24 protein-coding genes and 1 tRNA gene are annotated in these 25,209 nt (G+C 46.5%); 21 read left to right on the plus strand and 4 right to left on the minus strand.

The genetic code is table 11. The features are described 5' to 3' along the window. Positions 1–13: 13 nt before the first annotated feature. The 5 genes from ACLUWI_RS07610 (at position 14) to whiA (ending at position 4,631) form a co-directional block, all read left to right on the plus strand. The gene (locus tag ACLUWI_RS07610; protein ID WP_412146817.1) at positions 14–919 is read left to right on the plus strand and encodes a shikimate dehydrogenase; all 906 of its coding nucleotides are present in this window, start codon (positions 14–16) and stop codon (positions 917–919) included. Then, positions 920–1,672: a type I 3-dehydroquinate dehydratase gene (gene aroD / locus ACLUWI_RS07615; protein WP_412146818.1), complete on the plus strand. Its 753-nt coding sequence runs from the start codon at positions 920–922 to the stop codon at positions 1,670–1,672. A 130-nt stretch (positions 1,673–1,802) separates the two neighbouring features. Further along, on the plus strand, positions 1,803–2,672 hold the full coding sequence (gene rapZ / locus ACLUWI_RS07620; protein ID WP_412146819.1) for an RNase adapter RapZ: 870 nt from the start codon (positions 1,803–1,805) through the stop codon (positions 2,670–2,672). A gap of 12 nt (positions 2,673–2,684) precedes the next feature. After that, entirely contained in the window at positions 2,685–3,674 is a 990-nt protein-coding gene (locus ACLUWI_RS07625) for a gluconeogenesis factor YvcK family protein (protein WP_412146820.1), read from the plus strand. 18 nt (positions 3,675–3,692) lie between these two features. Continuing rightward, complete coding sequence (gene whiA, locus ACLUWI_RS07630; protein WP_412146821.1) at positions 3,693–4,631, plus strand: DNA-binding protein WhiA; 939 nt, start codon at positions 3,693–3,695, stop codon at positions 4,629–4,631. Positions 4,632–4,822: 191 nt separating this feature from the next. On the opposite strand, the gene clpP is transcribed toward whiA, so the two are convergent. Both clpP and ACLUWI_RS07640 read right to left on the minus strand, forming a co-directional pair. After that, entirely contained in the window at positions 4,823–5,416 is a 594-nt protein-coding gene (gene clpP, locus ACLUWI_RS07635; RefSeq protein WP_006500398.1) for an ATP-dependent Clp endopeptidase proteolytic subunit ClpP, read from the minus strand. A 174-nt stretch (positions 5,417–5,590) separates the two neighbouring features. After that, complete coding sequence (locus tag ACLUWI_RS07640) at positions 5,591–5,716, minus strand: hypothetical protein (protein WP_006500397.1); 126 nt, start codon at positions 5,714–5,716, stop codon at positions 5,591–5,593. 400 nt (positions 5,717–6,116) lie between these two features. On the opposite strand from ACLUWI_RS07640, the gene ACLUWI_RS07645 reads away from it, so the two are divergent. Next, on the plus strand, positions 6,117–6,248 hold the full coding sequence (locus tag ACLUWI_RS07645) for a hypothetical protein (RefSeq protein ID WP_006500395.1): 132 nt from the start codon (positions 6,117–6,119) through the stop codon (positions 6,246–6,248). Between the two features lie 122 nt (positions 6,249–6,370). Here the strand turns inward: ACLUWI_RS07645 and ACLUWI_RS07650 are convergent. Next, positions 6,371–6,442, minus strand: a tRNA-Arg gene (locus ACLUWI_RS07650). A 307-nt stretch (positions 6,443–6,749) separates the two neighbouring features. Here ACLUWI_RS07650 and gap point away from each other — a divergent pair. From gap to smpB, 8 genes are all read left to right on the plus strand, one after another. Then, positions 6,750–7,763, plus strand: a complete 1,014-nt coding sequence (gene gap / locus ACLUWI_RS07655; RefSeq protein ID WP_347980586.1) for a type I glyceraldehyde-3-phosphate dehydrogenase — start codon at positions 6,750–6,752, stop codon at positions 7,761–7,763. A gap of 84 nt (positions 7,764–7,847) precedes the next feature. Beyond that, positions 7,848–9,056, plus strand: coding sequence for a phosphoglycerate kinase (locus tag ACLUWI_RS07660; RefSeq protein WP_412146822.1), 1,209 nt, complete (start codon positions 7,848–7,850; stop codon positions 9,054–9,056). 89 nt (positions 9,057–9,145) lie between these two features. Further along, the gene (gene tpiA / locus ACLUWI_RS07665; RefSeq protein ID WP_412146823.1) at positions 9,146–9,895 is read left to right on the plus strand and encodes a triose-phosphate isomerase; all 750 of its coding nucleotides are present in this window, start codon (positions 9,146–9,148) and stop codon (positions 9,893–9,895) included. Between the two features lie 88 nt (positions 9,896–9,983). Further along, positions 9,984–11,306: a phosphopyruvate hydratase gene (gene eno / locus ACLUWI_RS07670; RefSeq protein WP_412146824.1), complete on the plus strand. Its 1,323-nt coding sequence runs from the start codon at positions 9,984–9,986 to the stop codon at positions 11,304–11,306. Positions 11,307–11,417: 111 nt separating this feature from the next. Continuing rightward, the gene (locus ACLUWI_RS07675; RefSeq protein ID WP_412146825.1) at positions 11,418–12,968 is read left to right on the plus strand and encodes a chloride channel protein; all 1,551 of its coding nucleotides are present in this window, start codon (positions 11,418–11,420) and stop codon (positions 12,966–12,968) included. A gap of 63 nt (positions 12,969–13,031) precedes the next feature. Next, the gene (gene secG / locus ACLUWI_RS07680) at positions 13,032–13,271 is read left to right on the plus strand and encodes a preprotein translocase subunit SecG (protein WP_033934341.1); all 240 of its coding nucleotides are present in this window, start codon (positions 13,032–13,034) and stop codon (positions 13,269–13,271) included. Positions 13,272–13,329: 58 nt separating this feature from the next. Then, the gene (gene rnr / locus ACLUWI_RS07685; protein WP_412146826.1) at positions 13,330–15,738 is read left to right on the plus strand and encodes a ribonuclease R; all 2,409 of its coding nucleotides are present in this window, start codon (positions 13,330–13,332) and stop codon (positions 15,736–15,738) included. Positions 15,739–15,760: 22 nt separating this feature from the next. After that, entirely contained in the window at positions 15,761–16,234 is a 474-nt protein-coding gene (gene smpB, locus ACLUWI_RS07690) for an SsrA-binding protein SmpB (RefSeq protein ID WP_412146827.1), read from the plus strand. Positions 16,235–16,290: 56 nt separating this feature from the next. Here the strand turns inward: smpB and ACLUWI_RS07695 are convergent, their stop codons facing one another. After that, positions 16,291–16,899: an LURP-one-related/scramblase family protein gene (locus ACLUWI_RS07695; protein ID WP_412146828.1), complete on the minus strand. Its 609-nt coding sequence runs from the start codon at positions 16,897–16,899 to the stop codon at positions 16,291–16,293. Between the two features lie 136 nt (positions 16,900–17,035). Between ACLUWI_RS07695 and ACLUWI_RS07700 the strand changes: the two genes are divergently transcribed. From ACLUWI_RS07700 to ACLUWI_RS07730, 7 genes are all read left to right on the plus strand, one after another. Then, positions 17,036–17,737: a uracil-DNA glycosylase gene (locus ACLUWI_RS07700; protein ID WP_412146829.1), complete on the plus strand. Its 702-nt coding sequence runs from the start codon at positions 17,036–17,038 to the stop codon at positions 17,735–17,737. 11 nt (positions 17,738–17,748) lie between these two features. After that, positions 17,749–18,723, plus strand: a complete 975-nt coding sequence (gene pta, locus ACLUWI_RS07705) for a phosphate acetyltransferase (protein WP_412146830.1) — start codon at positions 17,749–17,751, stop codon at positions 18,721–18,723. A gap of 126 nt (positions 18,724–18,849) precedes the next feature. Continuing rightward, complete coding sequence (gene tsaE, locus ACLUWI_RS07710) at positions 18,850–19,323, plus strand: tRNA (adenosine(37)-N6)-threonylcarbamoyltransferase complex ATPase subunit type 1 TsaE (RefSeq protein WP_412146831.1); 474 nt, start codon at positions 18,850–18,852, stop codon at positions 19,321–19,323. Next, positions 19,316–19,834, plus strand: a complete 519-nt coding sequence (locus ACLUWI_RS07715; protein ID WP_412146832.1) for a GNAT family N-acetyltransferase — start codon at positions 19,316–19,318, stop codon at positions 19,832–19,834. The genes tsaE and ACLUWI_RS07715 overlap by 8 nt, the downstream gene beginning before the upstream one ends. Before the next feature lie 115 nt (positions 19,835–19,949). Then, on the plus strand, positions 19,950–20,954 hold the full coding sequence (locus ACLUWI_RS07720; RefSeq protein ID WP_412146833.1) for a LacI family DNA-binding transcriptional regulator: 1,005 nt from the start codon (positions 19,950–19,952) through the stop codon (positions 20,952–20,954). A gap of 206 nt (positions 20,955–21,160) precedes the next feature. Further along, a complete protein-coding gene (locus ACLUWI_RS07725) occupies positions 21,161–23,107 on the plus strand; it encodes a glycoside-pentoside-hexuronide (GPH):cation symporter (protein WP_412146834.1) in 1,947 nt (648 codons plus the stop codon). 18 nt (positions 23,108–23,125) lie between these two features. After that, the gene (locus ACLUWI_RS07730; protein ID WP_412146835.1) at positions 23,126–25,156 is read left to right on the plus strand and encodes a beta-galactosidase; all 2,031 of its coding nucleotides are present in this window, start codon (positions 23,126–23,128) and stop codon (positions 25,154–25,156) included. The last annotated feature ends 53 nt before the right edge of the window (positions 25,157–25,209 follow it).

Here is a 25,209-nt window from a genome sequence, read left to right on the forward strand (position 1 = left end):
GGGGGATCTGATGATGGATCTAAACAACATTCACACTGGAAAGAATATCTCACTAAATGGTCATACGATTCTGATTGGTTTAATGGCGGACCCAATTCGTCATTCGATGTCGCCAACCATGCACAATAATGCTTTTGCTAAATTAGGTCTCAATTATGCCTACCTTTGTTTTGAAATTGACAATCAAAAACTGCCAAAAGCAATTGATGCTATTAGAACATTGGATATGCGTGGCTCAAATATCTCAATGCCCAACAAGCAAAAAGTGATTCCTTACCTGGATAAGCTGGATGAATCGGCCGAACTTTGTCAGGCTGTCAACACGATCGTCAATGATCATGGTGTTTTGACGGGTTACACAACTGATGGGATTGGATTTATGCAGTCATTGAAGGATGAAGGTCTCGACATTACCGGTAAAAAGATGGTGCTGACGGGTGCTGGCGGGGCCGGAACGCCGATTGCCATGCAGGCAGCGATGGATGGCGTCAAAGAAATCGCTTTATTCAACATTGACGATGATAAATGGCAAAATGCTGAGCGCAACGCCAAAATTATTAATGAAAAGACTGGTGCACGGGCAACATTGCACCACCTTGAAGATCAAGCTGATTTTAAAAAAGAGCTGGCCAGCTGCGATATTTATGTCGATGCAACAGGAGTGGGCATGAAGCCATTGGAAGACATGACTTTGGTTGAAGATCCAACGTGGTTCCACCAAGATATGATCGTCTACGATACGGTCTACGCACCTCGCGAAACCAAGCTGATGCAGGTTGCTAAGCGCGCTGGCGTCAACCATGTTTTTAATGGCTTGGGGATGATGCTGGAACAAGGTGCAGCCGCCTTTAAGCTTTGGACGGGTCAAGATATGCCGGTTGAATACATTCGCAATCTGCTTTTTAAAGAGGAAGACTAGATGAAAAAAGTAAAGCTGAATAACGTTGTCTTGGGCGATGGAAGTCCCAAGATTGCCGTTCCGATTGTGGCTACGGAACAAGCGGCAATCATTGAGCAGGCAAAAACGGTTTTGGCGGCACAGCCGGATGTCGTCGAATGGCGGATTGATTTTTTGGCTGGCGTTTTAGATTCAGAAAAACTAAAGACGGCTGCTCTCGACCTAAGACAAACATTGGGTGAGACGCCGCTTTTGACTACGTTTCGCACGGCTAAGGAAGGCGGCAATCTAGCCGTCGATGATGAGACATATTTTCAAATTGTACGCTTGGTAGTTGAAAATGAGCTGACGACGGCCATTGATGTTGAATTGTTTCATCAAAAAGAAGGCGTTATGCGAATCATTAAGTTGGCTCATGATCATGGCATCAAGGTAATCATGAGCAGTCATGACTTTAAGCAGACGCCAACTGACTGTGAAATCTACTATCGACTTCATAAAATGGCTGATCTGGGAGCTGACGTTGCCAAGATTGCCGTTATGCCTCAAAATCCAGCTGATGTTTTAACGCTGCTTGCGGCCACTCATCAAGCCCAGGAAAAACTGGATCTGCCTTTGATCACCATGGCAATGGGAAATCTAGGCAAGGTAACGCGAATTGCAGGTGAAATCTTTGGCTCATCTTTAACGTTTGGAACGGTTGGCAAGGCTTCCGCGCCGGGACAGCTGAGCATTACAGATTTGAAACAAGTATTAAACGATCTAAAACTTTAAAATACGGCATTCTGGGAACAGCAAATTGCTGCCAGAATGCTTTTTGTTTGGCAGAAAAGACTTCAAAATTAAAAGACACGCCCGGGTATGATACAATGGAAAGCGAATTTTGAATTGAGGTGACAGCTCCGTGGCAAAACCACTGCAAGTCGTGATCATTACTGGGATGAGCGGTGCCGGTAAGACGGTTGCCGTTCAAAGCTTTGAGGATCTTGGCTACTTTGTAATTGATAACATGCTGCCGAATCTGGCGGAAAAATTTGCCGACGTTATCCAAAACGCTGCCGAATTTGACAAAATGGCGATGGTAATGGATTCGCGCTCACAGGAATTTTATGATCAGATTCTACCCTGCATTCAGCGCTTAAAGAGTCGTACTGATCTGCAGGTTGAGATTTTATTTTTGGATGCCAGCGATGTTGAGCTGGTTTCGCGCTATAAAGAGACACGCCGTTCACATCCATTGTCACGACAAGGCGGCGTTTTAGAGGGAATCCAAAAAGAACGGGCGCTATTGGGTGATTTAAAGAGTCAGGCTGATGTCGTGATTGATACGACTGAATTGACGCCACGTAATCTGCGGGTAAGAATTGACGATTACTTTGGCAATGGCCAGGCCAGCAGCTTTTTTGTTGAGGTTATGTCATTTGGCTTTAAGTATGGCTTGCCATTGGATGCTGATATTGTTATGGATGCCCGCTTCCTGCCTAATCCGTTCTACTTGCCTGAGCTTAAGCATCTAACCGGCAATGATCAGCCAGTGCAGGATTATGTCATGCAAAGTCAGTTGGCCAAAGATTTCTACTCACATTTAAAGGCTTTGTTGAAGGTTGCTTTGCCAGGCTATATCCAAGAGGGAAAAAGCAGCTTGACGATTGCGATTGGCTGTACGGGCGGGCAGCATCGCTCGGTAACGATTGCTAATCTGTTAAATCAGGATTTGCGTAAAGACGGCTATACGGTCAATCTGCATCATCGCGATGTTGATAAAGCGAAATAAGGAGGTAATTGAATGATCCATAAACCTAAAATCGTAATGATTGGCGGCGGGACGGGCCTTCCTGAGATTCTGCATGGCCTTAGGGATAAAGACGTTGATGTGACGGCAATCGTGACGGTAGCCGATGATGGCGGCTCATCAGGAATCTTGCGCAACTATGTCAACGTGGTCCCACCTGGTGACATTCGCAATGCCTTAGTTGCTTTATCGGAGCTTTCGGAATTGGAATTAGAGATTTTTCAGTATCGCTTTAACAGTACCGACCAGTTCTTAGCTGGCCATGCGATCGGCAACCTGATTATTTCAGCGCTGGCTGAGATGAAAGGCGGCGATATTTTTGCGGCGGTCCAGGAACTGTCATCACTGATGAAGATTAGAGGACATATCTATCCTGTTACCAATGAGCCCCTAACCTTAAACGCTGAATTTACAGATGGCTCGACTCTAAGCGGTGAGTCGGAGATTACGGCTGCTCATAAAAAAATTCAGCGCGTCTGGATTACACCATCGAATAACAATGACCATCATCAAGCATCAGCTGTTAAGCAGGTCATTGATGCCATTATGGATGCCGATCAGATTGTATTGGGACCTGGGAGTCTGTTTACCAGTATTCTGCCCAACCTGATGATTGAAAATGTCGGCAAGGCCGTTTGTGAAACCAAAGCAGAAGTCGTCTATATTTGCAACATCATGACTCAAAAGGGTGAAACCGATAATTTCTCTGATGCCGATCATGTACGCGTGCTTAATTCGCATTTGAAACAGAACTTTATTGATACCGTTTTGGTAAATATCCAACCGGTACCTAAAGACTACATTGATTTTAAGGAATGGAATGAGATTTCCCAGCCAGTCAAGCATGATTTTCAAGGGTTGCGGGATATGGGATGTCGGGTAATCTCCAGTAATTTCCTGCGCTTAAGAGATAACGGTGCCTTTCATGATCGCGACAAAGTAGTGGCTGAACTGCTGAATCGTCTGCATGGCGTACATTATTAACTTAGAGGAGGATCGCGCATGTCATATGCCAGCGAGGTAAAAAAAGAGCTGACGGGGCTGCAGGTGCACTTGGATAATGCTAAGGCCGAACTAATGGCGCTGATTCGGATGAATGGATCTTTAGGAATTGCTAATCGCAACATGATTCTTAACGTCCAAACAGAAAGTCCCGCAATTGCCAGAAGAATCTATTCGCTTTTAAAGCAGTTTTATCAAGTCGAAAGTGAGATCGTCGTCCGGCGAAAAATGAAGTTAAAAAAGAACAATCAATACGTTGTTCGGCTTCGCTACCATGCGCAAGAGATTCTCAGCGATCTGGGGATTTTAGAAGGCTTTCAGATTAAAGAAAAGGTCCCAATGGCGCTGCTTAAGGATGATTTAATGATTCGCTCATACCTGCGAGGGGCTTTTTTGGCGGGCGGCTCGGTCAATAACCCAGAAACATCGCGCTATCATCTGGAAATCTATTCACTATATGAAGAACATAATGAGATGATTGCCCAGATGATCAATCGCTACCATCTGAATGCCAGAACTACGGCTCGTCGTAGCGGCTACATTGTATACTTAAAGGAAGCTGAAAAAATTGCGGAATTTCTTCAGTTGATCGGTGCCACTAACGGCATGCTCAAGTTTGAAAATATCCGAATTGTTCGTGATATGCGTAATTCTGTCAATCGCCTGGTTAACTGTGAAAATGCCAATATGGATAAGGTAGCCAATGCATCTAATCGTCAGATCGAGAATATTCGTTTGATTGATTCGATGGTCGGTTTAGACAGCTTACCAGAAAAACTGCGGGCGATTGCTGAAACCAGGCTCGCACATCAAGAGGTCAGCTTAAAAGAGCTCGGCGTTTTGGTACCAGGTGGCCCCATCTCTAAATCAGGGGTCAATCATCGACTGCGCAAGCTGAATGCTTATGCCGATGAGTTGCGGCACGCTAAGAGCAACTAAAAAGAAACTGAGAATAAAGTCCGAAAATAGAAAAATGGCTGAAGATTGCGTCACTCAAAACGTTGATCTTCAGCCGTTTTATTATTAAAGATTGTTTTATTTCACGATAAAAATTAGTCTTTCCCAGCCTCAATAGCAAATAAAAGCCACGGCTGATAACAGTCGTGGCTTTAGTTATTTAGGTCAAACAATTACTTCAGTTTGGCACTGTTTTCCATGATTCCGTCAAGCAGACCATAATCAACGGCTTCTTGGGCCGTCAAGTAGTGGTCGCGTTCCGTATCACGTTCGATTTGCTCAATTGGCTGGCCAGAATTTTCAGCCAGAATGCCATTGATCATCTTGCGCGTCTTTAAGATTTCTTCGGCCGCAATCTGAATTTCAGTTTGTTGACCTTGCGCGCCACCAGAAGGCTGGTGAATCATAACCGTTGAGTGTGGCAAACCGAAACGCTTGCCCTTGGCACCGGATGATACCAGCACGCTGGCCATTGATGCGGCCATGCCGATTACGATTGTCTGGACGTCAGCCTTGATGAAATTCATCGTATCATAGATGGCCATTCCTGAGGTTACAACGCCACCAGGTGAGTTAATGTAAAGGTAAATATCTTTGGTAGAATCTTGCGCATCCAAGAACAGCAGCTGCGCAACGATTGAGTTTGCCATGTCGTCTTCAATTGGACCGGACAGCATAATGATGCGGTCCTTCAACAGACGTGAGTAGATGTCATAGGCGCGTTCGCCACGCGATGACTGTTCAATGACCGTTGGAACTAGGTTCATGCTTTGGCCTCCCTCTAAATTAGCAGTAGTCAGCATTGATTGCTAACTTATGTGAATACTATACTCGATAGGTCAGAAAAGGTCAAATGTTTTGTCGCAAAAAAAACACTACCACTAACGATGCTGATATCGTTAGCAGCAGTGCCTTAATACTGGTTGATAAAATAGGTAGAATTATTTTAAGTCAGCTGAGATCATGCTCAGTTCTTGGTTGGCGATTTCGGCATCCAGCATTGCGCGATCATCGTTTTCGATCATTTTTTTAAGTTCGTTTAGTTCGTGCATGTTCTTTTTAAACATAAGTCTCATCTCCCCGTTTAGTTGAAATTGTGAATGAATTAATTGTTAACCTCTGTGATGTCTAAGACTATACACCAAATTGGTATTGTTGACAAGTGCCAGTTTAAGGCGATTTAGTGTTTTAATAACCAAATTGGTATAGTTCAAATTAACGGAAAACGTTTATCAATTTTCCATTGTGAAAACAGTGCTACCGTTTCCAAAATTGATGGTGAATAGCCTTTGGGGTTGAAAAGATAAAAAGTGAGCAAGACGCCCAAAATTCAAATTGGCTGCCAAAAAAATTTTTAATTTTCTTGTTGATTAGTTGGTTGTAATAATAGTTGTTGATTTTTAATAACCTGACCTTTATAATTGGAATGTTGATTATTTACGTTAGATATAAAGGAGGCATATTACAATGCGTAAAGCACATCCATACGGCGTACAAGGCCGTCGCCCAGTCGCAGACCGTTACACGCGGGCTAAGAAGGAAAAGAAAATCGAAGCAATTCGCAAGTGGGCTAAGCAAAAGCCAGCTGAAGAAAAGTAATTTGCTTTTCCGTTTAAAAGACCACATCCAAGATCGATGGATGTGGTCTTTTAATTATGTCATGAGTTTGCGTTTTACAAAAAAAAGCACTGACCAATTTGATCAGTGCTTTTTAATTTAAGTGCGCCCCCCGGGAGTCGAACCCGGATCTCGAGAACCGGAATCTCACGTGCGATCCATTACACTAAGGGCGCAAAATGATTTTAAATTCGCTTAATTAACACGAACGTTTATTATAATATCCCCAGTGACGATAAAATGCAAGCAAAAAATGAATATTTTTACAAAAAATTTGGATGAAGCTGGTTTCTTTAAAACTGAACACATTTCCATGGACAAGTTAGTCGGTTTTGAGTATTATAAAAAACGTAGGTTAGTGCGATTGTTTAGCTAACAGCCAAAATTCCGGATTTTTTCCTTAAAAATGTCAATTTTGGATAAAAATGTATGTTAAACTAAACAGGAACATTGAATTATTTTCCTAAAGGAGGAAATTGCAGTATGACTGTAAAAATTGGTATTAATGGCTTTGGCCGTATTGGTCGTTTGGCATTCCGTCGGATCCACGAACTGGGCTCCAAGGACATCGAAGTGGTAGCAATCAACGACTTGACTACTCCTTCAATGCTGGCTTACCTGCTGAAGTACGACTCTACTCACGGCAAGTTCCCTGGCGAAGTTTCTTCTACTGACAAGGGCATCGTTGTAGACGGTAAGGAATACCCTGTATACGCTGAACGCGATGCACGGAACATTCCTTGGGTTAAGAACGATGGTGTTGACTTCGTTCTGGAATGTACTGGTTTCTACACTTCTGCAGAAAAGTCACAAGCACACCTGGACGCTGGCGCAAAGCGTGTGCTGATTTCTGCACCTGCTGGTAACATCCCAACTGTTGTTCCAGGCGTTAACCTGGACACGCTGAAGGCTGACGACAAGATCGTTTCTGCTGGTTCTTGCACGACCAGCTGCCTGGCCCCAATGGCTTACTTCCTGAACAAGGAATTCGGCGTTAAGGTTGGTACCATGACTACGATCCACGCATTTACTTCTACGCAAGCCATCCTGGACGGCCCTCGTGGCAAGAAGATGCGTAACAACCGTACTGCAAGCACGAACACGATTCCTCACTCTTCTGGTGCTGCCAAGGCTATCGGCCTGGTTATTCCAGAACTGAATGGTAAGCTGTCCGGTCACGCACAACGTGTTGGTGTTGTTGACGGTTCCCTGACTGAACTTGTTTCCATTCTGGACAAGAAGGTTACGGTTGACGACGTAAACAACGCTATGAAGAAGGCAACTGAAGGCAACGAAGCCTTTGGTTACACTGAAGACCCAATCGTATCTTCCGATATTATCGGTTCTACTTTTGGTTCCGTCTTTGACCCATCCCAAACTGAAATCATGGAAGGCGAAGACGGCGCACAACTGGTTAAGACGGTTGCTTGGTACGACAACGAATACGGCTTCACTTGCAACATGATCCGTACGCTGCTTCACTTCGCTACCCTGTAAAGCGAACTGAATAGTATCAATTGAAAGGCGGGAGGAGGAAACTCCGCCCGCCTTCTTTGCAGATTAAGGAGGAATTGGTCAATTATGGCTAAAATGACTGTTGAAGATCTTCCATTGGAAGGTAAAAAAGTTTTGATGCGCGTTGACTTCAACGTGCCAATCAAGGATGGCGTCGTTGGCGACGACAACCGGATCGTAGCTGCTCTGCCAACGATTAATTATGTTATCGATCATGGTGGTCGAGCAATTCTGTTCTCTCACCTTGGTCGGATTAAGAAGGAAGAAGACAAGCCAGGGCTGTCGCTGCGTCCAGTTGCTGAACGTCTTTCCAACTTACTGAACAAGCCAGTTACCTTCGTTCCGGTAACGGAAGGCAAGCAGCTGGAAGATGCCATCAGCCAAATGAATAATGGTGACGTACTGCTGGTTCAAAACACGCGTTATGAAGACGTTAAAGATGGTGAATACGTTAAGCGTGAATCAGGCAACGATCCTGAATTGGGCAAGTACTGGGCATCATTGGGCGATGTTTTTGTAAACGACGCCTTTGGTACTGCTCATCGTGCTCATGCTTCCAACGTTGGTATTGCCCAAGCAATCGGCGCTGGCAAGTCAGGCGTTGGCTTCTTGATGGAAAAAGAAATCAAGTTCTTGGGTGACGCTGTTGACAACCCAGTTCGTCCTTTTGTTGCTATCTTGGGTGGTGCCAAGGTATCTGACAAGATTGGCGTTATCGACCACCTGCTGGACAAGGCCGACAAGATCATCATCGGTGGTGGGATGGCCTACACGTTCTATGCTGCCAAGGGCATTAAAACGGGTAACTCATTGGTTGAAAAAGACAAGATCGATGTTGCTAAGCAAATTATGGACAAGGCTGGTGACAAGCTGGTTCTGCCAATTGACAATGTGGTTGCTGATGCCTTTAAGAATGACGCCAACACTAAGGTAGTTGAAGGCGACATTGACGATGGCTGGATGGCTTTAGACATTGGTCCTAAGACGGTTGAACTATACAAGAACGTGTTGGCTGATGCCAAGACGGTTGTATGGAACGGCCCAATGGGTGTGTTTGAAATGAGCAACTTTGCCAAGGGTACGCTGGAAATCGGCAAGTTCTTGGGCACGTTGACTGATGCTACGACGATTGTTGGTGGTGGGGACTCCACGGCTGCAGCTAAGCAATTGGGAATTGCTGACCGTTTGAGCCACATCTCAACTGGTGGCGGTGCCTCATTGACTTACTTGGAAGGTAAAGAACTGCCAGGGATCGCAGCGATTTCCGAAAAGTAAAGCTAGATAAGCGATTGATTAGCATAGTAGCGATTCAGTCGCTTTTTTTGCTAAAATTAAAGCAGCGGAAAAATAAAGGGGGCTTTTGCATGCGAGTACCAATCGTTGCTGGCAATTGGAAGATGAATAAGACGGTTTCTGAATCGGTTGAGTTTGTCAACTATATTAAAAATGAATTGCCAGATCCCAGCGAACGGGAGGTTGTCTTGGCCGCACCAACGCTTGCTTTAACGTCAATGGTACAAGCGGCGAAAGATACGCCGTTAAAAATCGCTGCTGAAAACTGCTATTGCCGGATTGCAGGTGCATACACCGGCGAAACCAGTCCACGCTCACTGTCTTTGGCTGGCATTCATCATGTCATTCTGGGACATTCTGAACGGCGTCGCTTATTTAATGAAACTGATGAGCTAATCAATCAAAAAGTCCAGGTTGCGTTGCGCAATGGCTTGTGTCCCATCGTCTGCTGTGATGATACGATGGGACGGCGGATTGCCGGTAAAAAGGTGCGCTGGGTAGTCAGCCGTATTCTGGCAGATCTTAAGGGATTGTCGCCAGCTGATGTTACCAAGGTTACGATGGCCTTTGAACCAAGCTGGGCAATCGGTACTGGCCAAAGTGCTGATCCTGAGCAGGCTGCTGAAGGCTGCTATCTGATTCGCCAAACGATTCGCGATATGTATGGTGAAGACATTGGCAATGCCGTTCGAATTCTTTATGGCGGCAGCGTCAATGAAAACAATATTAAAGCCTTGATGGCCTATGACGATATCGATGGTGTTTTGGTTGGTGGTGCCAGTCTGGACCCCGATCGTTTCTTAAAGCTTGTAAACTCTTAAGATAAAGCTTGTTTTAAATTGTTCTGAATAATACAATGGAAAGCGGAAGAACTTTCCAATTTTAAAATGACAGAGGAGAGATTCATCAATGTCACTCATTACTGATATTTATGCTCGTGAAGTCTTAGACTCACGTGGTAACCCAACTGTTGAAGCAGAAGTCTACACTGAAGCCGGTGGCGTTGGCCGTGGTATCGTGCCATCTGGTGCTTCTACTGGTGAACACGAAGCAGTTGAACTTCGCGATGGCGACAAAGATCGTTTCGGCGGCAAGGGTGTTTTAAAGGCCGTTGCCAACGTTAACAACGTAATCGCTAAAGAAATCGTTGGCATGGAAGTTACTGACCAAGTTGCCATCGACAAGGCTATGATCAAGCTTGACGGTACGCCTAACAAGGGCAAGCTGGGTGCTAACGCTATCCTGGCAGTTTCCCTGGCTGCTGCACGGGCTGCTGCTGATGAACTGCAAGTGCCACTGTACAATTACCTTGGCGGTTTCAATGCTCATCTGCTGCCAACGCCAATGATGAACGTCATCAATGGTGGTGCCCACTCCGACAACAAGGTTGACTTCCAAGAATTCATGATCATGCCAGTTGGTGCACCAACTGTTCGTGAAGCAATTCGTTGGGGTGCCGAAACTTTCCACGCCCTGAAGAAGGAACTGGAAGCTGCTGGTAAGGTTACCTCAGTTGGTGACGAAGGTGGTTTTGCTCCTGACTTTGCCAACAACGAAGAACCATTCCAATACCTGATCAAGGCCATTGAAGACGCTGGCTACAAGCCAGGCAAGGACATTGCTATTGCCTGCGACGTTGCTGCTTCTGAACTTTGGAACGACGAAGACAAGAAGTACAAGCTGCGTTGGTCCACGGGTGAAGAATACACTACTGAAGAATGGATCGAATACCTGACGGGCATCATTGAAAAGTACCCAATCGTATCCGTGGAAGACCCAATCGACGAAAACAACTGGGATGACTGGGTAACGATTACCAACAAGCTGGGCAAGAAAGTGCAACTGGTTGGTGACGACTTCTTTGTTACGAACACTGACTACCTGCGCAAGGGTATCAAGATGGGTGCTGCCAACTCAATCCTGATCAAGCTGAACCAAATCGGTACCTTGACGGAAACGGTTGAAGCAATCGAAATGGCTAAGGAAGCTGGCTACACGGCAATCGTTTCCCACCGTTCTGGTGAAACTGAAGACACGACGATTGCTGACCTGGTTGTTGCTACCAACGCCGGCCAAATCAAGACTGGTTCCATGAGCCGGACTGACCGTCTTGCTAAGTACAACCAATTGATGCGGATCGAAGACAACCTGGGCGATGTTGCTCAATACAAGGGAATTCACTCCTTCTACAACTTGAGCGAACAAGCTCGTCAAGACATCGAAAACCGTTAATATTTAAATTAATGATTTTAAAAGCGTTTGGTTTTTTCCAAACGCTTTTTTTGATTGCCTTGATTTGTGCTAGACTGATTAGGTAAAAAATTTTTTAGGTGTGAGAAGAAAGTGAAAACAACTAGAATTGCAGGACTCAGCTATTCAAATCTGCGTCAGGCAGGCCGAGCTATTTTAATTGGTTTGACGGCAGGCTTGGTTGTCAGTCTCTTTCGCTGGGCAATTCAAAATCTATTGGGTCTGGTTATCAAAGCATTTGCCTACTTTCATGGTCATCCGGTCTGGCTGCTTCCTTGGATTGGCATGAGTATTTTTATTGCTCTGCTTTTAGGCAAGCTGGTTCAAAAAAATCCAGATATTAAAGGTTCGGGGATTCCCCAAGTTGAAGGACAGCTAACGGGACAATTTGATGAAAAATGGTGGCCGGTTCTCTGGCGTAAATTTTTTGGCGGCATCATCAGCATCGGCTCGGGGTTGTTTTTAGGCCGCGAAGGACCTTCGATTCAATTAGGAGCAACGGTTGGTCAAGGGATTGCCGAAAAAAATGCCAATACCGAAATTGAAAGACGAGTCGGCATTGCCAGCGGCGCAGCAGCTGGTTTGGCGGCGGCCTTTAACGCGCCAATTGCCAGTACGATGTTTATTTTAGAAGAGGTTTATCATAATTTTTCGCCGCTGGTCTGGCTGTCGGTATTTATCAGCTCACTGGCGGCTAATCTGGTTTCGATGGCGTTCTTTGGCTTGGAACCTGATCTGAACGTGCCGCATGAGGTGCTGTTTCCGGCTTCACAGTACTGGCATCTGATTTTGTTGGGAATTTTGTTGGGTTTCCTGGGAAGACTGTATCAGGTCGTTATCTTAAAACTGCCTAAATGGATGCATCAGATAAAATTTCTTAAACCAGTCTGTTATCCAATCATCCCATTTCTGCTGGTAATTCCCATTGCCTGGTGGTGGCCGGTAACGCTGGGCGGTGGCAATAATCTGGTCGTTGCGCTGCCTAAACTGCCGGCTGAGCTTAAGGTAATGCTGGCCTTATTGGTTTTGCGCTTTGTCTTTTCAATGATCAGTTATGCTACTGAGCTGCCAGGGGGGATCTTTTTACCGATTCTGACGCTTGGTGGCATTATCGGTGCCCTATATTGCGTAATCATGATGCATTGGGGCTTGATTCCGGCCAGATATCTGCCCAACTATGTGATTTATGCCATGGCTGGCTACTTTGCCTGTATCAGCAAGGCGCCGTTTACTGCCATTCTTTTGATTACGGAAATGGTCGGCACGATGACGCATCTGATGCCATTAGCAATCGTTTCAATCGTAGCTTGGCTGGTCGTTGATCTGATGGGCGGCACGCCGGTATATGCGGCCATGTTTGCCAATATGATGCATAAGCAGCCGCAAAAAGAGCTGCTGGGATTGACGCAAATGACCACGCCGATTTTTGTCGGCTCCAAGCTGGACGGTTGTCTGATCAAGGATTTTGCTTGGCCAGCCGGCGCTCTGATTACTTGTATCTATCGTGGTGAAAATCAGCTGATTCCGCATGGCAATACGCGACTAAAAGCTGGTGATACGCTGGTCGTTCAGTTGCGCGGCAAAAATCACATTGCCAACCAGGCTCGGATCAATCTGGCAGCCCGACAATCAGCGCAAGATTAGCCAAATGCCTAGAAATATGGTATTATTTAACGGATATAGCGGGTGAAATAGGAGGAAATTTTTTTGTATAATACGATTATGACCCTCTTCTTGATTGTCTGCGTCATTTTGATTGCTTGCGTAATGATGCAGCCAGCCAAGAATGACAACGATGCCATGTCCGCTTTGACCGGGGGAGCTGGCGACCTGTTCAGTCGGCGCAAGGCTCGCGGTTTTGAAGCGGTTATGCAGATTGCTACGACCATCTTTGGTGCCCTGTTTTTTATCCTGGCACTGGCGCTGGTCTATGTTTCTTCACACTAGTTTAAGTGCCTCCTGCCAGTATCAGGGGGCTTTTTATTTATTTTAAAGAGGTATATGGATGACACAATTACAACTTGAAATACTCAAGCGTTTACTCGATCATCAAGAACTCAGCTTTTCAGCTGAAAAAATTGCCCAGCAGCTGGGAATGAACAGAGCAGATCAATTTACGCCAATCGTTCAGGCACTGGCGCAATTGGAACGGGATAAAAAAGTCATGGTAACCGATCAGGGCGAATTTAAAGCGGTTATCAAGCCCAAAACAATCAGCGGGATCTTTCGCGGCAATGCGAAGGGCTTTGGCTTTGTGGCCTATGATTCGGAACAGCCAGACGTTTATGTCAATCCTGATCACACCATGCATGCAATGAGCGGTGACGAGGTTGAAGTCAAGATCCTGCGTGCTCCTGAACCCGGCAGCGACCAGGGACCAGAAGGACAGGTAACGGAAATCCTCACGCGTCATTATGAGCATGTGGTTGGCGAGTTTAAAAACATTACGATGGGCAGCTTTATTGGTGAGATCATCTTAAAAGACAAAAAACTCAGCAATTTCCGCTTTTTTGTCACTGATGATGGTCTGCACCCCGAAGATAACGAGATCGTCAATGCCACGATTGCATCATATCCAAGCGATGATTCGCCACAGATCATGACAGGGATGGTCACTGAGGTTATTGGCGACAAGGATCAGCCGGGGATTGATATTCTCTCCGTTGTCTATGCCCATGACGTTCCGCATGTTTTCCCGCAAGAGGTCATGGATGAGGCCAATGCCATTCCTGATCACGTGCTGCCAGAAGAAAAGAAGGGTCGTAAAGACATTACCGCTCAGCCGCTGGTTACGATCGACAGCATTGAGTCCAAAGATCTTGATGATGCCGTTGTAGCTTGGAAACTTGATAACGGCAACTATCATTTGGGGGTTCACATTGCTGACGTTACGCACTATGTTAAGCCGGGCTCGGCACTGGACAAAGAGGCCTTTAAACGAGGAACTTCAGTCTATTTAACAGACCGTGTGATTCCAATGCTGCCAAAGCGACTTTCAAACGGTATCTGTTCCTTGAATCCGAATGAAGAACGTTTGGCCATGAGCTGTGAGATGGAGATTGATCCACAGGGCAACATTGTCAAACACGAGATTTTTCCCAGCGTAATGCGTTCCCATGCTCGGATGACCTATAAAGCCGTTAACGCAATTTTAGAAGATCATGATCCACAGGTTATCAAAGAATACGAAGAGCTGGTGCCGATGTTTGAGACGATGGGCGAGCTGCATCAGATTCTGTTAAAGCATCGGCATGATCGTGGCGCCATTGACTTTGACGCGCCAGAAGCCAAGATTATTGTTGATGAGGAAGGCCACCCAACTGACATTCAGCTGCGCGAGCGGGGTACTTCTGAACGAATGATTGAATCATTTATGCTGGCAGCCAATGAAACCGTGGCCGAACATTACTATAAGCTGCACGTACCGTTTTTATACCGGATTCATGAAACGCCGGATGCCGATCGAATCAAGAGCTTTGCTGAGCTGCTCAGCGTCTTTGGTATTGAAATGAAGGGTGACTTGAAAAACGTCAAGCCTAAGATGCTCCAAGACGTTTTAAAGAGCGTGGCTGGCAAGCCGGAAGAACAGATGGTCCAGGTAATGATGCTGCGCAGTATGCAACAGGCTAAATATGCTGATGAAGAAGTCGGTCACTTTGGTTTGGGTGCCCAATACTATACGCACTTTACTTCGCCAATTCGTCGTTATCCTGATGAAATGGTGCACCGATTGATCAGTTGGTATGCTGAAAACGGCACGACAGAAAAAGCCAAGGCCAAGTACCGCGACTGGCTGCCAGAAGTAGCTGAGCATACCTCGGTTACCGAACGGCGGGGCATTGATACGGAACGTGACGTTGACAGCATGAAGAAGGCTGAATACATGGAAGATCATGTTGGGGAGACCTTTGATGCCGTTGTTAGTTCCGTTATGAAGTTTGGCTTGTTCGTGGCTTTGGAAAATACTGTTGAAGGTCTGATCCATATCAGTGTTATGAACGATGACTTCTACGAGTATCTGGAATCCAACATGGCACTGGTTGGCCGCCGCCATCATCATATCTTCCAAATTGGGCAGCCAGTTAAGGTTAAGCTGATTCGAGTAGACAAGGATCAGCGCGAGGTTGATTTTGAACTGGTTAACCCTGAAGAAGCCCCAACAACCAAGCTGCGGGTGCCGCGTAAAAATGATGGTCGCTTTAATGGTCGGGGACGCGGCGGTCGTGATGACAAGCACAGCAGATTCGGCCGGGGCGAGCGGGACAAAAAAGACGGTAAGCGTTCCTACCGCAGCAATGGCAACGGGAATGGTCGGCGCAGCAATCATCTGTTTGATCGTGGACCTTCACGCCGGCATGACGGTGGCAAGCGTTCCCAGCGTGGCCGTAACAATGGTGATCGCCGCTCACGTTAAGCTATGACGGGAGGGAATAAAGATGGCAAAAAAATCCCATCATGAAAAAGATGATAATCTAATCGCGCAGAATAAAAAAGCGCGTCACGACTATTCAGTTTTAGAGACTTTTGAAGCTGGAATTGCTCTGACTGGGACTGAGATCAAATCGGTCCGAGCCCGGCGTGTCAATCTTAAAGATGGTTTTGCTCAGCTTCATAATGGTGAATTATGGTTGATGAACGTGCATATCAGCCAATATGACAACGGCACGTTCTTTAATCATGATCCGTTGCGCAATCGTAAGCTGCTGCTGCATAAAAAAGAAATTAAAAAGATTGCCGGCGAATTGTCGACCAAGGGGATTACGCTGATTCCGCTGAAAATGTATATCAAGCATGGCTATGCCAAAGTACTGCTGGGCCTGGCCAAAGGAAAGCATGAATACGATAAGCGTGAGTCGATCAAGAAGCGTGAGCAGGAACGACAGATTGAACGTGTTTTGAAGCATTATTAAGCCGGATCTTGAGCAAAATAAAACGGGTGTGCATTATAAAAAGATGCACCCCGTTTTTATTCTGGCTGATGAATGTGTTTGCCGATGTTTTGATCATTAAGCAGTGTTTTCGGCACGAATCCCATGCTTAGATCGCCTTGATCAGTTGATGACATCGGATTCAGCTGACGCAATCGTTCCCGCAGTGGCTGGCGATCATGATGTCTGGCCCAGCGGTTGATGATCGTAGCCGTTAAGATTGCCAATGGTTCGTCGGCTTGATTGGTAACGCTCAAACGGCTGCAGAAGCCACCAGTATTCGGTATCGGCTCAACTGCAAAGATCAAGCGGCTGCCGCAAAAGACCTTGAAACGTCCACTTACCAATGAGCCGACGACAATCCAGTTGAGACCGTGGATATAGATCAGTTCATGAAAAAGTCCCAGTGATTTGCCGATCGTGCCAACTTGACGCCGATTTAAATAAAGAGCGAATTTTGGCGTAAGACCAAGCGTTAATTGCTTAGCTTCGGCTACCAATTCACCGCTCATCGTATATAATGAAAGTGCATCATAGCGAATCCCCCATTTACCGGCTAACAGGTAGCATGAATGTCCGCCTTCATCGTGAATGACGGTAGCGCTGTTCAAGTCGGTTGAACGATCGCGGATGTACAATTGCCGCATGACAGAAATCACCACTTTTCCTAAATATCTAACTACCATTTTAACAGCTGCCGACAATAAAAACAGTCAATTAACGCGATCGAAATAAGTATCTTATTTGTAATAATAATGTTAAAATGTTCACGAGGTGCTGACTTTGAAACAACTTATCCATAACGATTGGTGGGGCGTGCTTGAGCCCCAGTTTGAATCTGCCTACTACGCTCAGCTGCATGATTTTTTAGCTGATGAGTATGCCCATCAGACGATCTATCCAGAGATGCATCATATTTTTGAAGCCTTTGAATGGACTCCCTTTTCAAAAGTAAAAGTGGTAATCTTAGGACAGGATCCCTACCATGGACCGCACCAGGCACACGGTTGCAGCTTTTCAGTTTTGCCAGGGGTCAAAATTCCGCCTTCCTTGCAAAACATCTATAAAGAGCTGCAAGCTGATCTTGGCTATCCGCCCGTTGAACACGGCTATTTAAAGAAGTGGGCTGATCAAGGCGTGCTATTGTTGAATTCCGTGCTTACCGTTCGGGCTGGTCAGGCGTTCTCGCATCGCGGTCATGGTTGGGAGCAGCTAACGGATGCAGCGATTCATGCGTTGTCTGAGCGACCGCGACCAGTGGTGTTTATTCTTTGGGGCAAGGCAGCCCAATCAAAAATTCCTTTGATCAACACGCAGACCAATATTGTTCTGCAATCACCGCACCCCAGTCCTTTTTCTGCCAACCGCGGCTTTTTTGGCTCAAAACCTTTCTCTAAAACCAATGAAGCCTTGGTGGCGATGGGCGAAACGCCGATTGACTGGCGCCTGCCCGAACATGTTGACATTGACGCACAATCGAAATGAGGTTATGAATAATGGATGTATTTGAACACTTAAAGTCACAGCTGTCAGCACAAACCAAGCGGATCGTTTTTCCAGAGGGTGAGGATAAACGGGTTTTTGGCGCTGCCTCCCGTTTGGCACACGACGGCCTGCTGACACCGATTCTTTTGGGCAATGAAGCTCAGATCAAAGCAGCCGCTAAGCAGGATGGCGTTGACTTGACTGGCGTTGAAATTATGGACCCGCAGACCTACCCAGCTGCCGACTATCAGGCAATGCATACCGCGCTTTTGGAACGGCGGCACGGTAAGAATACACCGGAACAAGTCGATGCAATGTTAAAAGACGTCAGCTATTTTGCCACGATGCTGGTCTACATGGGCAAGGTTGACGGGATGGTTTCTGGCGCCATTCACTCAACTGGCGACACGGTCCGGCCAGCTCTGCAGATCGTCAAGACCAAGCCTGGTATCAAGCGAATCAGTGGTGCCTTTTTGATGCAAAAAGGCGATCAGCGCTACATCTTTGCTGACTGTGCCATCAACATTGAACTGGACGCGCCAACGATGGCTGAGGTTGCCGTTGAAAGTGCCAAAACGGCTAAACTGTTTGGGATTGATCCCCGCGTTGCCATGCTGAGCTTTTCAACCAAGGGATCGGCAAAAGGCGAAATGGTTACCAAGGTTGCCGAAGCGACTAAACTGGCCCAGACAGCTGATCCAGAACTGGCAGTTGACGGCGAGCTGCAGTTTGACGCGGCAATCGTTCCAGCCGTTGCGGAATTGAAGGCTCCCGAATCCAAAGTTGCTGGCCATGCCAATGTTTTTGTCTTCCCAAGTCTGGAAGCCGGCAACATTGGCTACAAGATTGCGCAGCGTTTGGGTGGCTTTGAAGCCATTGGTCCGGTTCTGCAGGGGTTGAATGCACCGATTGCCGATCTGTCACGGGGATGCAACGAAGAAGACGTTTATAAGGTTGCTCTGATTACGGCGGCTCAGGCACTGTAAATTCAAAGGTCGTTTGGCAAAAGTCAAGCGACCTTTTTTGATTTACGGACAGGATACGATAAAATAGAAACTATCAAAGACCATGATCGTTGATTTGATCAAAATGGTCAATTCCAGCAAAGGACAATGATAATGATTCAACTAACTTTACACAATCGAGAAGCAACGATGGCGGTGGGGCAGGAACTGGCACCGTTTTTGCAGGCTGGCGACGTAATTGTTTTAAACGGCGATCTGGGAGCTGGCAAGACCACTTTTACCAAAGGACTGGCAGCTGGGCTGGGCATTTCAGACGTGATCAAGAGTCCAACTTTTACGATTATTCGTGAATATCAATCAGGACGCCTGCCGCTTTACCATATGGATATCTATCGACTGGAGAATGGTGGGGCCGAGGACTTGGGATTGGAAGAATATTTTGATGGTGATGGCGTCAGTGTAGTTGAATGGGCAGAATTTATTGAAGACGAACTGCCGACCGAATTTTTGGCAATTAATTTTAAGCGTACTGATGATGAACAGACCCGCGAGCTGAGTTTTGAACCGCATGGACGGCACTTTGAATCATTAGTGGAACGATTGGTGGCAGCTCATGACTGAAACGGTTGGAATCAAGCTGGCCACGCCGGATGATGCCCAGGCTATTTTGGAGCTGCTCAAACAGCTTTCTCAAGAGAGTTCGACCATCTTGGTGCCGCATCTGGATACGCTGACGGCTGAACAGGAGGCGTACAGTCTCTATGATATTAACGACAGTACTGATTCATTGATTTTACTGGCTCAGTACCAAGATCAGCCAATTGGGATCGTCACGATCATGGCACTGGCTGATCAGCCGCGGGTAGGCGAGCTGGGCGTTGCGGTCTTAAAGGAATTTTGGCAAAATGGGATTGGCAGTCTGTTAGTTGATGAAGCTACGTATTGGTTTGGAAACTATAGTACCCTGCAGAAACTGGTATTGGATGTTTTTAAAGATAACGTGCCGGCGATTCGGCTTTATCAAAAATATGGCTTTGTCAAGACCGGTGAAACAAAAGTGACTGATCAAAAAGGCCAGCAGCGCGCGGCAGTTCTGATGGAGTTTCAGCCGGCTACAGTTGATCATAACTAAGCAAGCAGCGCGAAACAGCAAGACTCTGTTTCACGCTTTTATTTACTTATTATTTACTTGGATTTACTAAATGAGGTATAATAAGCGCACGCAATTAAGCAGAAGAGGTGAGCAAATGGTTACCATCAAAGAGATTGCCCAACGTTCTGGCTATTCGTCAGCCACGGTCTCGCGCCTGCTCAATAACGACCAGACGCTTTCGGTTACCCAGACGACGCGCAACAAGATTTTAAAAGTTGCCAACCAGCTGGGTTACTGGAAAGATCGTAAGAAACCAGCAATTGCACCCACGATTGCACTGTTGTTTCGGATGAACAACCAAGAACAGCTGCAGGACTCGTATTTTGCCAGCTTAAAGGATGCCTTGCTGAAAACGATGGAAGATGCTGGTATGCAGGTTAAGGTTTTTCAATATGCCGAGGAGCTGATTGATCAGGCGGAAGAATTTCAAGGCTTTTTATGTGTTGGTGACGACAATGTTGAGCTAAACGTCTTTAAACGGCTGCATCGGCTGCTGCCTGCGGGGGTGTTTGTTGATACGGATCCATTGCCGCATCTGTTCGATTCAGTTCAGCCCAATCTGTCCATGACGGTGCGGGATGCCTTGGAACAGTTTGCAGATGCTGGCTATCAACGGATTGCTTTTATTGGCGGCATCGGTCCGCAGATCGGCAAGCGGCCAAGACAAAGAGACTCACGGGAAACGGCTTTTAGAGTCGTGGCTGAGGAACTGGGATTCAAGCAGGCAGATGTCTTTTCCAGTGGCTCATTTAGTGTTTTAAACGGTCGTCAGCTGGGAGAAGCGACCATCAAGCAATACGGCGATCAGTTGCCGCAAGGTTTCTTGATTGCCTCGGATACCTTAAGCGTTGGGGTACTTCAGGCTTTTAACGATGCCGGGGTGATCGTACCGCGCGACACCAGCATTATCAGCATCAACAACAGCGATATTGCCGAATACGTATCGCCGCCGCTTTCGACCTATAATATCAATCAAAAGGTGATTTCCCGCATGGCGCTGAATATTCTGCGAGATGCAATTGCCAATCCGGAGCGGCCGCACGTTCATGCATTGGTTGATACCAATTTTATTATGCGCGAAAGTTTTAAATTGAAATAAAATGAAAGACATATCTGTGATAATAGCTGGACCGAATAAATCATTTACTAAAATGAGTAAATGATTTATTTTTTGTATTAAATTATTTACTTTGCTCATTAAATGCGTACAATATTACTTGTAAGCGATTTCAGATGAATGCATTTAGAATGAAACGATCGGTTACAAGATGGATTAGAGTGAGAGTAAATTAAGGGGGCATTATCGTGGATACTACCACCAAAACTGCAACGCCACGGCAGCATCTAAGCAAGCAGCAGTGGATTTCTCGTTCAGCATTTTGCTTTGGGAATGTCGGCCACTCCGCTTTTTATGGCGTGATGAGCAATTATTTCATTATTTTTGTTACCAGCGGCATGTTTGCTGGACTGAGCAAATCCGTTGCTAACCGTTTAATTGGTCTGATTACCGGTTTGATTGTCGGGGTACGGATTATTGAGCTGGTTATCGATCCGCTGCTGGGCAATATCGTCGACAATACACACACGCGCTGGGGCAAGTTTAAGCCTTGGATTTTATGGGGCAACATCGTCAGCGGGGCCCTGCTTTTGGTTCTGTTTACGGGCATTTTTGGCTTGGCTAAGGTCAACTGGGTCCTGTTTGCGATTTTATTTGTTGTGATCTTCATTACGTTTGATATTTTCTATTCTTTTTCTGACGTTTCTTATTGGGGCATGGTGCCAGCACTGAGTGAAGATTCGCATGAACGCAGCATCTATACCTCTCTAGGGGCCTTTGCCGGAACGATTGGCTGGAACGGTCTGACGATTATCGTGGTACCAATCGTTACGACGTTTACTTATCTGGCAACTGGGCATCGTACTGAGGGTCCAGTCGGCTGGTTTGCTTTTGCGGCAATCGTTACGCTGCTGGCATTGCTGAGTGCCTTGGCGGTATGTCTGGGGACCAAGGAAAACGACAATATCATTCGGCAATCAGCCAAACAAAAGACATCGATCAAAGACGTCTTTTCAGCAATTTTCCATAACGACCAGATCATGTGGCCAGCCCTGGCATACTTGATGTATTCTTGTGCCTATGTTGTTACCAATGGGGTTTTATTCTACCTGTACAAATTCGTTATTGGCGAACCCGGTCATTTCTGGGTCGTTGGAGTCATTGCGACGATCGTGGGTTTCTTTGTCAGCCCACTGTTCCCGATTTTCAACAAATACGTACCACGGAAATGGCTGTTTACGATTGGTCAATGCTGTATGGTAGCGGCCTACTTGATTTTTATCTTTGGTCGCAGCAATATCTATGTAATGGATCTGGGATTGGTTTTGTTCAACGTCAACTGTGCTCAGCTGGTAACGGTTTTGACGCTGACTGATGCGATTGAATATGGTCAGCTTAAGTCTGGTCAGCGAAATGAAGCCGTCGTTTTGGCAGTGCGGCCGATGATCGATAAGCTGACGGGTGCGATTTCCAATGGCCTGGTTGGCTGGATTGCGCTAGCCTGTGGCATGACCGGCAGCGCCACGGCGGCTGATATGACTGCCAAGAGCATTCGTACGTTTGATGGCATGGCATTTTATATTCCAATGGTTTTGGCGCTGCTGTCAATCGTGATTTTCTTAAGCAAGGTTACGCTGAGCGAAAAAAAGCATGCTCAAGTCGTTGAAGAATTAAAGAATGAACTGGCTACCGGCAATGGTGCGGAAGCTGTTGAGAAAGTCGCTGCCAATCAGACAATATTAACGCTTTTGGCCCCAGTCGATGGCGAAGTCGTTGATCTTGCCTCCGTAACCAATGAAGACGGCACCAAAGGCTTCCCTGGCAAAGGCTTTGCGATTAAGCCGGCAGATGGCCGCGTCTATGCACCGTTTGATGGCACGATCAAGTTTGCCTTCTCAACAAAGCATGCCTTTGAGATTGAATCAGATGCCGGGATTGGCCTGGTAGTTCACGTAGGCATTGGCACGGTCAATATGCGTGGCGCTGGCTTTAATATTCATTTCCAAGAAGGACAGATCGTGCATGCCGGTGAGCTGCTGATGGAATTCAACCGTGATTTGATTTTACAAAGTGGTTATGATGATATTGTTGTAGACTTTTTAACACAGCCGCAAAAGGTTCAATTACAAGAGCTTAGGCTTGGTGCTAAGGTTGAGCATGGGCAGCCAGTTGCCAAGGCAGCATATAAAAAATAAAGGCTTGGAGGGAGCATTATGAAGCAGGGACTGCCGACCGTTCTATATGGCGGTGACTATAATCCCGATCAATGGCCAGAAACCGATTGGGATGACGATATTAAGGCTTTTAAGCAGGCCGACATCAATTCGGCAACGATCAACGTCTTTTCATGGGCACTTTTAGAACCGCATGAAGGCGAATATGATTTTGAAAAACTGGATCACATCGTTGAAAAGCTTAGTCAGGCCGACTTTAAGATTGTTCTGGCAACTTCCACGGCTGCGATGCCTGCCTGGATGTTTAAAAAGTATCCGGATGTAGCCAGAGTTGACTATCAAGGGCGACGGCACGTCTTTGGTCAGCGGCATAACTTCTGTCCAAGTTCGACCAGCTATCGCCGTTTAGCAGGTAAGCTGGTTGAACAATTGGCAAGACGATATGCTGCCAATCCGCATATCGTGGCTTGGCACGTTAACAATGAGTATGGCGGCAACTGCTATTGTGAAAACTGCCGGTTGGCCTTTCAAAAATGGCTTAAACAGCGCTATCAAACGCTGGATAATCTAAATCGAGCTTGGGATAACAATGTCTGGAGTCATACGATCTATGACTGGGATGAGATTCAAGTTCCCAACGAGCTGGGCGATGCCTGGGGAGCAGAAGGCACGCATACGATCGTGGCTGGGCTGTCGGTTGACTATCTGCGCTTTCAGTCAGATGCTATGCTTGCGTTATATAATCTTGAAAAACAAACGATTGAAAAATATGACAAGCAGACGCCGATTCTGACGAACTTCCATGGCACGCCTAATAAGTGGATCGATTACCATGCCTGGGCCAAGGATCAAGACATCATTGCCTATGACAGTTACCCAGCCTATGACGATCCTGCCTATGTAGCCGCGTTTCGCTATGACTTAATGCGGGGATTGAAGCATCAACCGTTCATGCTGATGGAATCAACGCCTTCACAAGTTAACTGGCAGCCATACAGTCCGTTGAAACGCCCTAATCAAATGCGGGCCACGGAACTGCAGGCCGTGGCTCATGGTGCTGACACCGTTCAGTATTTTCAATTGAAGCAGGCCGCAGGGGGATCTGAGAAGTTTCATGGCGCCGTAATCAGCCATTCGCAGCGGACGGACACGCGCGCGTTTCAAGAAGTCGCCCGTCTGGGACATGATCTGAAAAAAACAGGCGCAGATTTTAAGGATTCCATGACTCCAGCAAAAGCAGCCATTATTTTTGACTGGAGCAACTTCTGGGCCTTTGAGTACGTAGCTGGAATCACGCAGGATCTGCAGTACGTGCCTTTGATTATGGACTATTACCGCCAGTTTTATCAGCACCAGATTCCGGTTGACGTGATTGGCGTTGACGATGACTTTTCACAATATGACCTGATCGTAGCGCCAGTATTGTACATGGTCAAAAAGGGGCTGGGCGAAAAAATCAGCAATTACGTTCAAGATGGCGGTCATCTGCTGACAACCTATGCATCAGGGATAGTTGATGAATCTGACAACGTCTACTTGGGCGGCTATCCGGGTCCTTTAAGCAGGGTATTGGGCATCTGGGTTGAAGAAACCGATGCGACGGTACCAGGACAAACCGTTAAAGTAGCTTTTGATCAGTCTCCTCAGCAATACGATGGGCGGCTGCTATGCGATCAGATTCATCTGACAGGATCGAAAACCCGGGCATTGGCGCATTATGCCAGTGAATTTTATGCCGGCACGCCAGCCGTGGTCGAAAATGTATTTGGTAAGGGAACGGCTTGGTACGTTGGCACGCGTTTAGACGATCAGGGACTTAGCAAAGTAATCGACCATGTCGTTAACCAAATAGAACTTACCCCGCTGACCAATGAACGGACGGATCTTGAAATCACACGACGCGTTAAGGATGGTCAAGAACTCTACTTTGTTCTTAATCTGCGCAATGAGTCGCGCTTGCTGCCAACCGATTTGCAGCAAGCCGGCTTCGTGGATATTTTGACCGGAGCCGCTCCGAAAGCTAGACTGGCGCCATGGGACGTTGAGATTTTAAAACGCCGCATGATTTGATCGGCTTTCTAAAGACATTAAAACTCTCTAGATCGGCACGGCAGCCGATCCAA

This window comes from Limosilactobacillus mucosae, assembly GCF_046939755.1.
In the GTDB taxonomy this organism is placed as follows: domain Bacteria; phylum Bacillota; class Bacilli; order Lactobacillales; family Lactobacillaceae; genus Limosilactobacillus; species Limosilactobacillus mucosae_A.

What these genes read in the sequence shown, in the direction of transcription:
- tpiA (WP_412146823.1), top strand. Translation starts at nt 9,146, where the DNA reads ATGCGAGTACCAATCGTTGCTGGCAATTGGAAGATGAATAAGACGGTT.
- ACLUWI_RS07695 (WP_412146828.1), bottom strand. Translation starts at nt 16,899, where the DNA reads ATGCGGCAATTGTACATCCGCGATCGTTCAACCGACTTGAACAGCGCT.
- ACLUWI_RS07640 (WP_006500397.1), bottom strand. Translation starts at nt 5,716, where the DNA reads ATGTTTAAAAAGAACATGCACGAACTAAACGAACTTAAAAAAATGATC.
- tsaE (WP_412146831.1), top strand. Translation starts at nt 18,850, where the DNA reads ATGATAATGATTCAACTAACTTTACACAATCGAGAAGCAACGATGGCG.
- ACLUWI_RS07625 (WP_412146820.1), top strand. Translation starts at nt 2,685, where the DNA reads ATGATCCATAAACCTAAAATCGTAATGATTGGCGGCGGGACGGGCCTT.
- ACLUWI_RS07730 (WP_412146835.1), top strand. Translation starts at nt 23,126, where the DNA reads ATGAAGCAGGGACTGCCGACCGTTCTATATGGCGGTGACTATAATCCC.
- ACLUWI_RS07645 (WP_006500395.1), top strand. Translation starts at nt 6,117, where the DNA reads ATGCGTAAAGCACATCCATACGGCGTACAAGGCCGTCGCCCAGTCGCA.
- rnr (WP_412146826.1), top strand. Translation starts at nt 13,330, where the DNA reads ATGACACAATTACAACTTGAAATACTCAAGCGTTTACTCGATCATCAA.
- smpB (WP_412146827.1), top strand. Translation starts at nt 15,761, where the DNA reads ATGGCAAAAAAATCCCATCATGAAAAAGATGATAATCTAATCGCGCAG.
- pta (WP_412146830.1), top strand. Translation starts at nt 17,749, where the DNA reads ATGGATGTATTTGAACACTTAAAGTCACAGCTGTCAGCACAAACCAAG.
- aroD (WP_412146818.1), top strand. Translation starts at nt 920, where the DNA reads ATGAAAAAAGTAAAGCTGAATAACGTTGTCTTGGGCGATGGAAGTCCC.
- ACLUWI_RS07720 (WP_412146833.1), top strand. Translation starts at nt 19,950, where the DNA reads ATGGTTACCATCAAAGAGATTGCCCAACGTTCTGGCTATTCGTCAGCC.
- whiA (WP_412146821.1), top strand. Translation starts at nt 3,693, where the DNA reads ATGTCATATGCCAGCGAGGTAAAAAAAGAGCTGACGGGGCTGCAGGTG.
- ACLUWI_RS07610 (WP_412146817.1), top strand. Translation starts at nt 14, where the DNA reads ATGGATCTAAACAACATTCACACTGGAAAGAATATCTCACTAAATGGT.
- ACLUWI_RS07715 (WP_412146832.1), top strand. Translation starts at nt 19,316, where the DNA reads ATGACTGAAACGGTTGGAATCAAGCTGGCCACGCCGGATGATGCCCAG.
- gap (WP_347980586.1), top strand. Translation starts at nt 6,750, where the DNA reads ATGACTGTAAAAATTGGTATTAATGGCTTTGGCCGTATTGGTCGTTTG.
- eno (WP_412146824.1), top strand. Translation starts at nt 9,984, where the DNA reads ATGTCACTCATTACTGATATTTATGCTCGTGAAGTCTTAGACTCACGT.
- clpP (WP_006500398.1), bottom strand. Translation starts at nt 5,416, where the DNA reads ATGAACCTAGTTCCAACGGTCATTGAACAGTCATCGCGTGGCGAACGC.
- ACLUWI_RS07660 (WP_412146822.1), top strand. Translation starts at nt 7,848, where the DNA reads ATGGCTAAAATGACTGTTGAAGATCTTCCATTGGAAGGTAAAAAAGTT.